11 protein-coding genes are annotated in these 13,421 nt (G+C 35.8%); 4 read left to right on the plus strand and 7 right to left on the minus strand.

All coding sequences use genetic code 11. The features are described from left to right. Positions 1-6: 6 nt before the first annotated feature. From MG290_RS08290 to MG290_RS08320, 7 genes are all read right to left on the minus strand, one after another. Entirely contained in the window at positions 7-4,830 is a 4,824-nt protein-coding gene (locus MG290_RS08290) for a DNA repair ATPase (protein WP_442900780.1), read from the minus strand. Between the two features lie 1,187 nt (positions 4,831-6,017). Next, positions 6,018-6,413 carry an IS200/IS605 family transposase gene (gene tnpA, locus MG290_RS08295; protein WP_264560863.1) on the minus strand — a complete coding sequence of 132 codons (396 nt, stop codon included), beginning with the start codon at positions 6,411-6,413 and terminating at the stop codon, positions 6,018-6,020. Between the two features lie 67 nt (positions 6,414-6,480). Further along, entirely contained in the window at positions 6,481-8,598 is a 2,118-nt protein-coding gene (locus tag MG290_RS08300; protein ID WP_264560864.1) for a flotillin family protein, read from the minus strand. A gap of 11 nt (positions 8,599-8,609) precedes the next feature. Further along, positions 8,610-9,266: a hypothetical protein gene (locus tag MG290_RS08305; protein WP_264560865.1), complete on the minus strand. Its 657-nt coding sequence runs from the start codon at positions 9,264-9,266 to the stop codon at positions 8,610-8,612. 181 nt (positions 9,267-9,447) lie between these two features. Continuing rightward, positions 9,448-9,573, minus strand: coding sequence for a DUF4177 domain-containing protein (locus MG290_RS08310; protein ID WP_319800360.1), 126 nt, complete (start codon positions 9,571-9,573; stop codon positions 9,448-9,450). Between the two features lie 297 nt (positions 9,574-9,870). Next, positions 9,871-10,563, minus strand: a complete 693-nt coding sequence (locus MG290_RS08315; protein ID WP_264560866.1) for a PspA/IM30 family protein — start codon at positions 10,561-10,563, stop codon at positions 9,871-9,873. 71 nt (positions 10,564-10,634) lie between these two features. Further along, the gene (locus tag MG290_RS08320; RefSeq protein ID WP_264560867.1) at positions 10,635-11,021 is read right to left on the minus strand and encodes a YbjN domain-containing protein; all 387 of its coding nucleotides are present in this window, start codon (positions 11,019-11,021) and stop codon (positions 10,635-10,637) included. A gap of 140 nt (positions 11,022-11,161) precedes the next feature. On the opposite strand from MG290_RS08320, the gene MG290_RS08325 reads away from it, so the two are divergent. The 4 genes from MG290_RS08325 to MG290_RS08340 are packed head-to-tail and all read left to right on the plus strand — an operon-like array spanning position 11,162 to position 13,259. Next, positions 11,162-11,776, plus strand: a complete 615-nt coding sequence (locus MG290_RS08325; protein ID WP_413614606.1) for a helix-turn-helix domain-containing protein — start codon at positions 11,162-11,164, stop codon at positions 11,774-11,776. A gap of 1 nt (position 11,777) precedes the next feature. Next, positions 11,778-12,236 (plus strand): hypothetical protein, encoded by a 459-nt coding sequence (locus MG290_RS08330; RefSeq protein ID WP_264560869.1) that lies wholly within the window; start codon positions 11,778-11,780, stop codon positions 12,234-12,236. Positions 12,237-12,282: 46 nt separating this feature from the next. Beyond that, the gene (locus MG290_RS08335; protein WP_264560870.1) at positions 12,283-12,858 is read left to right on the plus strand and encodes a hypothetical protein; all 576 of its coding nucleotides are present in this window, start codon (positions 12,283-12,285) and stop codon (positions 12,856-12,858) included. 53 nt (positions 12,859-12,911) lie between these two features. Next, the gene (locus tag MG290_RS08340) at positions 12,912-13,259 is read left to right on the plus strand and encodes a hypothetical protein (RefSeq protein WP_264560871.1); all 348 of its coding nucleotides are present in this window, start codon (positions 12,912-12,914) and stop codon (positions 13,257-13,259) included. The last annotated feature ends 162 nt before the right edge of the window (positions 13,260-13,421 follow it).

Raw genomic sequence — 13,421 nt, forward strand, 5'->3', positions numbered from 1 at the left:
CTTCCTTTATTTTTCTTTAATAACCTTGATAATTCCTTCCAAGTTTTCGTTTAAGTTCAGCATTTCGGCAAACACTTTATCGTCTTTAGCCAAACCGCCGTGTTTATTGTTTTTGCGGAACAGTTCCTTGATTTCTTCCCAGCGAATTTTCTCGTCAACCGTAAGTAGTCCAGCAAGTTCCTTTAACTTTAGCAAATTACTTTCGGTATCGGCAGTGAGCGTTTGTGATTCGCTTTCATAATGCGTCAGCATCAAATCGTTTATTTCCTTTTCGTTCATCATCGGCACTACCTGTGCAACCAGTTTACTCATGTTTCGGTAGGAACCTTGCATTTTAAACGATGGTTCGGTTCGATAAGCATCTTGCATGGCAGCACTTTGAATATATTCTTGGTTTACTTTAATCACCAAATTGCGAATTGTAATTAAATGTTTCATTACTGCCACAAAATCATCGATTTCTTGTTTGCTATAATTTCCTTCTAAATCAGGTAATTGTTCTGCATTTTGCGTGACAAAATCAACCAAAGTATAAAAATCAGTGAACGATTTACTTACAATTTTTTCCAGGTATTTGTTTTCGACTGCTGCGTTTTCCAACAGGCTTAAGTGAAACAAATGTTCGGTATCGCCTATCACATCACCCAAATTATACACATCGGCTCGGTTTGCCAACATATCCGGAATTTGAAACTTTGAACCGCTTTCTGTGTACGGATTTCCCGCCATCACAATGCAAAAACGCTTACCACGTAAATCATAGGTTTTACTTTCACCATCAAAAATCCCGTCAATTTTTCGCTGCCCATCGGCCAATGAAATGAATTTTTGTAAAAATTCCGGACTTAAATGCTGGATATCGTCTAAATACAGCATTACGTTATCTGCCATTTCAAACGATAAATTAATCTTTTTCAGCTCTTCGCGTTCGCCTGATGTTTTGGCTTCTAGTGGATCGATCGATGTAATTGAATGCCCAATGGTGGGTCCGTTTACTTTTACAAAATGCAGCCCCATTGTTTTTGCAAGATATTCCATTAGCGTGGTTTTTCCATAACCTGGCGGCGAAATTAAGAGCAACATTCCCATGCGCGCCGTGCGTTTATTTTCACCTGCCGTGCCTAATTGCTTTGCCAAATTGTTGCCAATCAGCGGAAAATAGACCTCGTTGATTAATTTGTTGCGCACAAATGATGTAAGCACTTTTGGTTGCAATTCATTTATTTTTAGCGATTTTTCATACGATGAACTCAATTGATTTTTTAATTGCACGAATGCTTCAAAACGCGGCACTTTGTTTTTTGTAAAATCGGCTAATTTTTCTGTAAATTCATAATAATCTGTTTGAAACAATCCGTTTTGCAGGGTGTTGTGGTTTCCTTTTAAATCGTTTACTTCAATAGCATCGTTCGCAAAAATCAATTGGTATTCTTCGGTAGAAAATAATAAAAGAACGGCTGCTTCTTCGATATATTTTCGATAGCTTTCTAAATCAACATGCTCATCAACAAACGCATGCAACCAATTCAAAATTAAATAATAGCGATCGGTAGCATAAAACTGCTCGTTTTGCACATCACTCTGAAAATCGGCGGTTAACCTTTTATCGTTTAAAACCCTTAAAAAATCTTGTTTTAAAAGCGTACTGGTTTCGCTCACTGCAAATTTATTATACAAACTAAAGGTTTCAAACAAGTAATTTGCCACTTGCTTTTTATCAATTTTGGTAAGATCTAGATGAGTTTCCCATTGCTCGAAGCAAGCTTGTATCTGCACAGTTGCCGATTGATAGTGCGGTGTGTTTGGAAACGTTTTCAACACCAAATGAGCCGATTGAACATAGGCTTGTAATTTTTGTTGCACCGTGTCTTGTAGCGAATGCCAAAACAACTGGGCAATAGCACGCGTGGAAATGGAATACCGCAATGCGCCCAATTTATCATCAACCGCAGCCAATGCATTGTAAATAAGCAAAGCGTCGTGGTTGTGCACGCCTTTGATATATCCTTCGGAATATTTTTTTTCTACGGATTGATTAATGAAATTTTCTGCTTGAAAATCTTTTTGATTTCGTGCCAAAAATGTTTGATATGCCAAATATGACGCGCGATACACTTCGCTGTTCTCTGAAACCAATTCCTGATTCCAAATATCTTTATAGTTAACCAAATCTTCGTTTTGAACCTTTTGGTAAAAACTGGTTCCGGTTAAATGATAAAAAAGCTCGTTATTGCGATTTACCAAGGTTAAACTCAATGCTTGTGTGTTCACCGAAAAATGGTGCTTTCCTAGTGCAATGATGTTTTCACCGTTTACATACAATTCCTTTTTATCACGCAAAATGCGCAAGGTGTCTTCTTGTGCTTTTTTTAATAAATTTTCTAAATTTTCAGCCTTCGAAACATCGTTCAGTGTTTTTAGCTCGGCCACCAATTGCCGTATTTTATCTACCATTAAATCAGAAGCAAAAAAGCTTAAAACAGCTTCTTTCGCTGTAAAGGTTTCTGCTTTGTTTTCAATGTTTTTAAGCACACGCAAACCAATTTGCTCTAACGCATCGGCACGCTTGTTTATTTGTGATACAATTTGTTCGCGCTTGATATGAAAGGCTTTCACCACCTCATCGCGTTTATCGGCAATTTTTAAAGCAAAATCATCAATATCTGCAAATTTACTTTCCAGTTCTTCTAGCTGAACAATTACTTTGGTGTAGTATTCATCGGTTTTTTCTGCAGATGTTGCTAATTCTAAATAATTTGTTACTGTTTGCTCTAGCAAGGTTAATTGTGCTGCAAATTCGGCACCGGCTTCTTGATTTCTTAGGGTTTGAATTTTTCGGGTAAGTTGCGCACGAACTTCGTTTAAGGAGCTAAAAATAACCGATATTTTCTCAACAATTTTTGTTGTTTGTGTAGCATCTTCAATTTTTAAACTGTTCAGCATGTCAATCAACAACTCTAATTCCGATGAAATTTCGTTATTTGTTTGCTCTACTGCTTTGGTAGCAAACACTTTTTCAATAGCTGCAACTTGTTCTTTTTGTGCTGTCACTTTTTGCTCATAAGGCAACAAAGCTTCGTCTTGTAAAAGAAACTCAATAGTTTGATTGGATAAATCGTTCACAAGTTCTTGTAAACGCACTGTAAGTGCTTCGATTTTTTCCAAAGGCATGTACCGCACATTTTTTAAGTCGATAAATTCGCCTTGCAACTTTCGGGCAACTGCCAGCAAGTGCACCAATTGATCCAGTGTTTCAACCGTTGTGCTGTTTACCTTAAAAAGAAGTTCTTCGAGGTTTTTTTGGGCATTTTGGTACAATTCATCTGCATGTTTGCGTTGTGCCTGAACTTTTACAAATTCATCGATTGCCGTATTGGCCACTTCTTTTAACTGACTTAATGGTGTTCCTAAATCGTGTAGGGAAGCATCATTAATCCAAAAATAAGAATCGAGCAAGGTGGTGGTTTTTTTGAGAATTTCTTCATATAAACCTTCATACGAATCTTCTTTGTTTGCTAGCTGAATCACTTCTTGCGCTTCTGCCATTGCCTGCACAATTTGTTTGTTGCCCACTTTGTATAAAGGGTCGTTTTTGCGTGCTTCGTTTTCTTTTAAAACAGCCATATAAGGCGTTTCCCAAATCTGCACCTGATGATGGCGCGTTGCATCGGGTTCGGTTTTAAAATAGGTTAAACTACCGTCTTTAAAAATAGTGAATCCGTTACAAACAATGGGTGTTTCAACCGCTTGCTGAATAATATTATACGACATAAGAATGAACGTATTGCTTTCACGATGGTTAAAAACATATAGAAAATCTTCTCCGTTTGGCGATGCAATCTTGCGAAGAAATTGTACATTTTCCAGCTGTGAATCGAAGACTTTGTGCGTGCCATTTTGCAGGTAATATCCGTTTGAAAAAATGATTCCCTGATTATCTGGCAACAAAATCGCTGAATGATTAAGCGATGGAAGATTGATCACCTCTTTAGTGCGCAAATTGAAAACATAAGCCCGGAAATCTTCTTGATAAGGCTTGATGCGAACGGCTATTAAATTGCCTAAATCGGCATAATAGTATTCGGCATCGTCTAATTGCTGGTCTAAATGGGTTACTTTTTCACTAAAAATACCTTTACCTGTTTCCGTATTATCTTCAATTTTAAAGGTTATATCGCCATGCAATGCTTCAATAAAAACTTTATCTAAAATTGAAATATGAGGGAATTTTCCTAAACGGCGATCTTCTAAATTGGTTTTAATCCATTGAAATTCAAATTGCGCAGGTTGCTTTACTTCATGAATGCTGCGATCATCTTGATAAATCAATTGCCCGTCTTTGATCAACCATTTAAAAGCTTTTAAGTCATCTACACTTTTACTTGTTTGAAAAATCATGTACAAGTAATTTTCGGTTTTTCGGAACTTTGAAAAGATTGAATCGCGGTAATATTTATACAGATTTTGATAATCGGTTATAAAATTAGCATCGTTTATTAGATCTAATGATTGGGGTATAAATTGATTGTTTTCAAATTGATAAATACTAAAAACATCGTTCAGTTTTATTTCGGTTCGCAAACCAAAATGTACATTGTACCCGAAAATACAAAGATTGTCTATAGCCACAATTCCTCTAGCCGTGCAGGTATTTTCTGTGTCGATACGCTGGTTGGCTTTCAATACAAAGTTGGTGGAGTTGAAAACTTCTTTGCGTGCGTTGTTTAGCTGACTCAGTCGCTTTACCAATTCCTCTTTCTGTGCCTGAAGCCTACGTTTAATGATTTCGTAGGTTCCAGAATCGAGTTGTATGTTTTGATTTTCTTGCATATTCATCTAGTTTATCAAGGCGTTGCCTTATCTTATCCCTAGGCGTTGCCATATATCCCAAGGCGTTGCCATATATCCCAAGGCGTTGCCATATATCCCAAGGCGTTGCCATATCTCCCAAGTCGCTTCCATATATCCCAAGGCGTTGCCATATATCCCAAGGAACTACCATATCTCCCAAGGCGCTACCATATATCCCAAGGCGTTGCCATATATCCCAAAGCGTTGCCATATATCCCAAGGCAATGCATTGGGCTGACATCAACATCTAGACTTCGCCCTGAAAGGGCAGCATATAGTCACTTCCACAAATACGTTTCCCTTTCAGGGAAAAACCTTACCATCTCTTAAGGCTGAAAGCCTTTTTTATATAAACCCAAGGCAACGCATTGGGCTGACATCAACATCTAGACTTCGCTCTGAAAGGGCAGCATATAGTCACTTCCACAAATACGTTTCCCTTTCAGGGAAAACCTTACCATCTCTTAAGGCTGAAAGCCTTTTTTATATAAACCCAAGGCAACGCCTTGGGCTGACATCAACATCTAGACTTCGCCCTGAAAGGGCAGCATATAGTCACTTCCACAAATACGTTTCCCTTTCAGGGAAAAACCTTACCATCTCTTAAGGCTGAAAGCCTTTTTTATATAAACCCAAGGCAACGCCTTGGACTGACATCAACATCTATACTTCGCCCTGAAAGGGCAGCATATAGTCACTTCCACAAATACGTTTCCCTTTCAGGGAAAAACCTTACCATCTCTTAAGGCTGAAAGCCTTTTTTATATAAACCCAAGGCAACGCCTTGGACTGACATCAACATCTATACTTCGCCCTGAAAGGGCAGCATATAGTCACTTCCACAAATACGTTTCCCTTTCAGGGAAAACCTTACCATCTCTTAAGGCTGAAAGCCTTTTTTATATAAACCCAAGGCAACGCCTTGGACTGACATCAACATCTAGACTTCGCCCTGAAAGGGCAGCATATAGTCACTTCCACAAATACGTTTCCCTTTCAGGGAAAACCTTACCATCTCTTAAGGCTGAAAGCCTTTTTTATATAAACCCAAGGCAACGCCTTGGACTGACATCAACATCTAGACTTCGCCCTGAAAGGGCAGCATATAGTCACTTCCACAAATACTTCTCATCAAAATCCACCTTATATTCCGACAAAAACTTCACCTATTCATCCTGAGGAGAAATCTTTTTATGATGTTCCTTCTGGTTTTCAATGTAATTTTTCACACGTTCCAAAACGGATTGACTAACCGAAAACCCGCCATATCCTCCTTGCCAAGAAAAACTTTGGAATTTAGCGTCTTTGGTTTTAATCCATCGACTGCTGTTTCGTTTAATTTCTTCTACGAATTTTGCTAAAGCGATATTCTTGGACATTGCTGCCAAAATATGAATGTGATCTTCTGTTCCTCCAATTTTTATAGGAATTGATTCATTTTTCTTGATGATTCCTCCGATAAATGCATACAATTCTTTCTCTATTTCTGGACTGATCAGAGATTGATTGTGTTTGGTATGAAACACAATATGTACGTATAATTTTGATAAGGATTGCGCCATAATCTGATTTTCATTACTCCATCGCGGTACCTTGGGTTGATACAAATTCCCTTTCAGAATGGTTTAACTACAATTTCTTGTTTGATATGCCCAGGTTTTTTGCCAAGCCAAATAGCGAATTAATAAAACCTGCATCTTCTTCATTGTTTTGGCTGCTTGCTGCTTGTTGCAATTTCATTAAGGCTGCCGAAACGGTTAGGTTTTTAATATCGTTTGATGAAATACCGTACTTATCTGCCATGCCACGAATTTTCTCTGCTAAATCGCCTTTTCCATCTGGCCCCATCAACGATTCTTTTATATCTAACGCATGTTGCGAATTGTTGATTAAATGATCAAATCCTTTTGAGTTGGAAACCTGACGAACAATGTTTTCAAAGAACATGGTTTCGCCACCAACGATATCAATTTTAGCTGTTTTCAACGCTTCAGACAATACTTCGGCTTGTGCAGATGCAATATCTTTTTGAATGTTGATATGCGCCAACTCTATCTCTTTTTCTTTTTGTAGTTGTAGTTTAAACTCTTCGTGTTCTTTACCAACGCCGTCTAATTTTTTCATAGCTTCGGCTTTCTCTTCGATGCCTTTAGCTTCTGCTAGTGCTTTTTCACGAACAACTTCGGCTTGTGCCAAACCTTCTTTACGCATTGCTTCGGCTTTAATTTCGATAACCGCAGCGGTTTTAGTTCCTTGAATTTCTTCGGCTTCGGCTTTTGCAATCATTACTTCTGCTTCTGATAATCCAATGGCAGCTTCTTCTTTCGCTTGTGCTTCGGCAATAATTTTACGTGCTTCGGCTTCTTTTGCTGCTGCTTCTTTCTTCGCTTCGGCATCGATCAATACTTCTTGTGCTTTGCGTTCTGCAACTAATTTTTCTGCTTCGGCATCAATAACTTTTTTCTCTTTTTCTTGTTCTGCTGCAATTTTAGACGCTTCGGCTGCTTTTACGGTGGCAATTAAACGCTCTTCTGCTTCTTGCGATGCTGCAATTACGCCCGCTTGCTTTTTACGTTCCACTTCGCGATACACTTCAACATCGCGCACATTTTGCTGCTCTTCTACCACGCCTTTTTCTAGCTGAACACGCTCTTTAATCACATTTTGAATCGATTTTTTCTCGGTTTCAATTGATCGTTCTTTATCAATCTGTGCCAAGGTAACGATGCGTTCTCTTTCGGTTTGCTCTAATGCACGGTCTTTTTCTACACGCTCTGTTTCAATGGCATCGGTACGGATTTTATTCTTCTCTGCAATAATAATTTGGCGCAGTTTGTTTTCTTCCTGAACAGCCAATTGTTCTTCGGTTGCAATGCGCACAGTTTGCGATTTTAGACGTTCTTCTTCGCGCACTTTTGCAATTTCTGCTTCTTCGCGTGCTTTGATATTATCGATTTCCCGTTTTTGGCGCTCTTCTTTTTCTGCCAACTGACGCTCTAATTCTAGAATGGCTTCGCGCGCTTCTACGTTTTGCTTTTTGATTACTTTTTCTTCTTCCCTACGAATTAAATTGGCATTCATGTTTTGTTTTGCCGTTAATTCGGTAATTTTTTTAATTCCTTCTGAATCTAAAATATTGTTTGCACTTAAAAACTGCAATTCGGTTTGTTCTAAATAATCAATGGCGCAATCGTCTAAAATATACCCATTTAGATCGGTACCAATAATATTTAAAATTTCATCGCGAAACTCACGTCTGGCTTCATATAGTTCGATAAAATCGAATTTTTTACCTACGGTTTTTAATGCTTCTGAAAACTTTGATTCAAAAATACTTTTCAATGTTTCGGGTTCACTTGCGCGGTCGCATCCTAGATTTTGAGCCACATTGATGACATCGTCAACCGATTTGTTCACACGAACGAAAAATGCCACTTTAATGTCGGCACGAATGTTGTCTTTACAAATTAAGCCATCGTGTTGCATACGCCCAATTTCGATTTTTTTTACCGAAATATCCATTATTTCCATTTTGTGGAATACCGGAATTACATACATTCCTTTGTTAAAAGCTACTTTAGAGCCGCCTATACCTGTACGAACAATTGCTTTTCCTTGTGGAATTTTTTTGTAGAACATGCTTAGTACTACAAAAAACGAAAGGATTAAAAATACAATTACGCCAAGTGCTAATAAAATTACGCCAGACACGCCCGAAAGCCCGTCGATAATTAATAATTTGTTCATTGATAAAAAAGTTAGTTTATATTATGTAGGGTTATATTTGGTTTTACTTCGTAGATATTGTTTTCTATGCTTTTGATAATCATTACTTCGGCACCATATTCAATGCGGGTGCCTTGATGGCTTTTTACATTTAACCGAAAAACATCATTTTGAATAACAACTTCTAAAATTCCCATCTTGTTGTTTTCAATGGTTGATTTCAATGTGCCGGTTCTCCCTAAAAAATCAATCGATTCTTCGCCGTTGTAGCCTAAATTTTTATACATTTTTACTAATGGTTTGGTTACAAAATGCATGATGATATAGGTAATTATAAAAATAGGAATGAGAATTAAAACCGATTTCATGCCCCAATTTGCTAATCCTAAAAAAATAGAAGACAGCAAAGTAAGAATCCAACCGATGAATTTAAAAAGGGTAACGATTACCATTAAAGGCATTTTACCGATATTGATAAATTCCATTACTTTAGAACCGAACGACATTTCGGCTTCGGTTTCGGCAGCAACTTCTCCATCGGCCACATCACCCATGTGAAATTCGGCATCGGTATCCATTCCATCACCCGAAAAAAACATAAAAACCCAGTACAGCAAAGATATTCCTGTAAGCACGGTCATGATTCCGTTGGATAAGGGATGAAATAAAAGGTTTAAAAGTTCTGCCATAGTATCGTTTTTTGTTTTGAGTTATTCGTTTTTGCAAACCGCAATATAATTAAGATTTTCGTCAGTTCAAGCCTGTTGAGAACCTTTTATTCAAAGACTTCTCGATACGCTTCACTTCGTTACGTTACTCGAAGTGACGGATCTAAATATCTTGTTATAAAGTTGGTTACAGTCATTATTTTTATATTTCGCGTTTAAAAATATAGTGAAAACCATAAGCAGTTCCGCTCATATCTCGGCTTTCCATTGTTACTAATTCCCAGCCTTGGCTGCCCATATCGTTTAAAATTTTATCAATCTCAACAATATCGAATTACCAACTCCAAGTGCCTTTTGTTTTAATTTATATTGTTTTATATTCAAATCGCTTCATATAATGGTGTTTTAATTATTATTTTGTTAGTACTATACCTTACTATAAAAAAAATGTTACTTTTCAGACCTCACAGGTTTTAAAAACCTGTGAGGTCTTGCCAAAAAGACAAGTGTTTTATATTTTTTAGTGTCTTGAAATTAATTTTTTTATTAAATGAGGAAAAATTAGAGATTCCTCCCGCGTCGGAATGACAAACTTTACGCTAAAAGCTAATGACTAAAAACTGCTTTACATGCCTAATTGTTTTTTTAAAGCCTCTAAATCGGCATCGGCAGAATGGTTGTTCAATGCTTGATCTATCTCGTCTGAAGCATTGGTTTGATTGTTTGCCTTTTCGCCATAAGCTTTTGCCAAAGCTTCGTCTTCTTCCGCTTTTTCTTTCATTCGTTCCAACATGCTAATGGTGCTGTTTGAATCCATTTTTGCTAATTGTTTGTTTACAATCTTTGTTGCGTTTGCCACTCGAACACGTGCTTTAATGGTTGCCAATTCGCTTTCCCATTTGTTGATGTTGTATTTTAACACTTCAATGTTTTTGTGCACTTCGTTTGCCGAATCTTCGTGTGTATTTGCTTGATTTTCTATGGTTTCGGCTTCAATTATATGTTGCTTTTTTAAATGCAATGCTTCTTTTGCCAAACGTTCGGCCAAATCGGCTTCCAATTCGTTCTTTTGAAGCTTTTGAAGCAATAAAATGGCTTTGCTTTCATAATCGGCAGCTGCGTTTCTTTTTTCTTCTGCCGCATTAAAAGTGCGAATTGCCAATGCTTTCACTTTGGCATAAGCTTCCATTGCTTGATCTAAATCTTGTTTCATTTCACGGATTCCTTGTTCGGTCATTTTAACAGGATCCTCCATTTTATCAACCACCGCATGTATCTCGGCCTGACCTATTCTAAAAATTCGCTTAAAAATACTCATATCTTTTAATTTTTTAATTATTTATTCCACTTTCACTGTATCCTTTTTTAAAAAAACTATTTGTAAAAGTTTTACTTTGAAAATTTTATTAGTTGTTCAGAATATTCACTCAACAACAAGCTCAATGAATTCAATGCTGCTTCAAATTCATTGAAATCTAAATTGTGAATTTGCAAGGTATATCTAAAAATTACCTTTGAACCATCATCTGTAAGTGCAAAAGCACCATGAATAATATCTCTGTTTTTCATAAGCAGGCTTCTAAATATTTGTAAATTGTCTGCCTGCAATGTGAACAGGTATTGCTCAAAAATTAAAACGGGCGTGGCCACACCAACGATTAAGTTTTGAACACCGTCTGCCAGATTTTCGATTACGAAAATACCTTCTTCTTTACTTTTATATTTGATACTATATCCGGTATCTAAAATATATTTTTCGACGTTTAAAAAATGCATTGTAAATTAATTTTGTATCTTGCACATATCTTTTGCATAAAGATACTACTTTTTGCAAATATAATTAGCAATTTTTTAGTTTTTTTTTTGAAATGAGTAAAATAGGTTACAATATAAAGAAGTTACGAAATGTAAAAAATTTGAGTCAACAAGCTTTTGCAGAACTATTTAGCTTAACGCGCGGCAATATTTCCTCGTATGAAGAACAGCGTGCCGAACCCAAATTAGAAAGCGTTATAAAAATTGCTAATTATTTTAGCATACCATTGGAACATTTACTGACAAAACAACTCTCTGTAAACGAAATATTGAATTTTAACGACTATTTTAAGGAAGAAGGTCACAAAAAATTGCAAAAAAATTTTACAAATATTCCCTTTATATCGCGCGAAGCTATTCATCATATTAAAGAAGGAACTTTTGATATGCAGCGATTAGAACTGATTACGTTTCCCATGTATAGCTCGAACAAGTTTATTGCTTTGGAATTTACGCACGAAATTGCTGCGCCTGCAAGTATGAATATGCCCGAATATACTATTTTGTTTTTTGAACAAGTTCAAATTGATACACTGCACACCCTAAATAATCAGTACGGAATGTTTTTAACATCCAACGAAATTTTTATTGGTACTTATAATCAAAATCAATCCACAATCAATTTGAAACTGAACGAATGGAAATCGGAAGATTTTGATACCGAAAACCTACAAAGCTTTTGGAAATTATACGCTAAATTTGAAAAAAAAATATAAAATGGTTCAATCAAAATTAAGTAACACCGCCTATTTTTACAGTTTACTAATTTTAAGTTTTCCGGTTTTAACGGCCTTTATTGTCAACAAATTTTTACGCACGTTTCAAGACACTTGGCATTGGGGCTTAACGGTATTTTTGGTTTTGTGCGGCTTGATAAGTTTGTTTGTTATTATTTGGGGCTTTTTTATTGAAATGAACCTGCGCATGGCAACGGTAAAAATTAACAACGACACCATTGAAGTAAAACAACTTTTGGGTTTTGGCACTAAAAAAACTTTTAAGATGGATGCCATTGATGGTTTTGCTATTCGCGATTTTAAACAACGAGCACAACACCACGAGTATTGTTATTTGATTCAAGACAAAAAAGCAATTGCCGTTTTTTCGAGCTTATATTACAAAAACTATATGGAAGTGCGCAATGAACTGCAACAGCACTTAGTGCTTTTGAAGTAGATTTTTCTTTTATTTTGACAAAGATCATAACTTAAACAAGCGCCCTATGAAAAATATACTTACTCTATTTATTATTTGTCTATTAACAGGATGTTCCTCTCATATTATAAAAAATGAAGTTAATTCTGGATATATATTATCAGTTACTGATTTCATGGAAAAAAATGCTATTGATGAAACAAATGCTGTTTGGTATTTAGAAAAAGATTCATCTGGGAGTTTAATATTAAATAATGAAAAATTTAAAGTTTATTATTTTCATTTTTTCTATAATGCAGATCAAGTGTATAGCTGCTGTTTAGACAATAATTATAGTAATGACAAAAATATTTTAGGAGATTTGCATAAGAATGAGGAAGTGATTATAGGGTTAGAAGACAATCTTCCTAAAAAGGCATATTCTTTATTTGATAAAAAAAGAAGTAAAATAATAATTTATAAAATTAAAGAAATAGAAGGATGCAAATGCGGTAAAGAAAAGGTCTTTCCAAATGATAACATTGATGATTTTTATGTTCCCACTAAACTTAATGTACAAGCTTTAAAAAAACAAGAAAAAAAGTTATTTAGAGAAAACATAGATCATATTTCAAAATATTTTGACACCATTTTAGATAGATAAAGTTTAACATGTTATTCATTATTTAAAAACGCTTTTGTATCTTTAAAATAAAAATGGGCAAAAATTGTTTAGAATGTGGGCAAAGAATCATTGGGCGTGAAGATAAAAAATTTTGTAACGACTCATGCCGCAACACTTACAACAATAAACTGAATAAAGACACCACCAATTTTATGCGAACGGTGAACTATACCCTTCGCAAAAATTACCGTATTTTATGCGAAAACAATCCCGATGGAAAAACAAAAATAAACCGTAAAAAACTACTCGATTTAGGTTTCGATTTTTCATTGTTCACTTCCATATACACCACAAAATCTAACGTAACCTATTATTTTGTTTACGATCAAGGATATATGCTCATAGAAAATGATTGGCTGGTTTTGGTGAAAAAGAACTAAAATCAATACAACTATGCCATGTTTTGGAGTTTTTTTTGTTTCCAACAAATGTTTTGTCCTTTTAAAAAAACATCCGTGCAAATATGATGTTACTTGACAAAGGAAATGGACTTTAGTTAAAACTTTCACCACAAAATACACTATTTTTGATGTTTTGTAGTT

Origin of the sequence: Flavobacterium sp. CBA20B-1, from assembly GCF_028473145.1 — a bacterium.
Lineage (GTDB): Bacteria > Bacteroidota > Bacteroidia > Flavobacteriales > Flavobacteriaceae > Flavobacterium.

Coding starts and splice junctions, on each gene's coding strand:
- MG290_RS08290 (WP_442900780.1), bottom strand. CDS start 4,830: ATGCAAGAAAATCAAAACATACAACTCGATTCTGGAACCTACGAAATC.
- MG290_RS08315 (WP_264560866.1), bottom strand. CDS start 10,563: ATGAGTATTTTTAAGCGAATTTTTAGAATAGGTCAGGCCGAGATACAT.
- MG290_RS08305 (WP_264560865.1), bottom strand. CDS start 9,266: ATGGCAGAACTTTTAAACCTTTTATTTCATCCCTTATCCAACGGAATC.
- MG290_RS08340 (WP_264560871.1), top strand. CDS start 12,912: ATGGGCAAAAATTGTTTAGAATGTGGGCAAAGAATCATTGGGCGTGAA.
- MG290_RS08300 (WP_264560864.1), bottom strand. CDS start 8,598: ATGAACAAATTATTAATTATCGACGGGCTTTCGGGCGTGTCTGGCGTA.
- MG290_RS08320 (WP_264560867.1), bottom strand. CDS start 11,021: ATGCATTTTTTAAACGTCGAAAAATATATTTTAGATACCGGATATAGT.
- tnpA (WP_264560863.1), bottom strand. CDS start 6,413: ATGGCGCAATCCTTATCAAAATTATACGTACATATTGTGTTTCATACC.
- MG290_RS08330 (WP_264560869.1), top strand. CDS start 11,778: ATGGTTCAATCAAAATTAAGTAACACCGCCTATTTTTACAGTTTACTA.
- MG290_RS08335 (WP_264560870.1), top strand. CDS start 12,283: ATGAAAAATATACTTACTCTATTTATTATTTGTCTATTAACAGGATGT.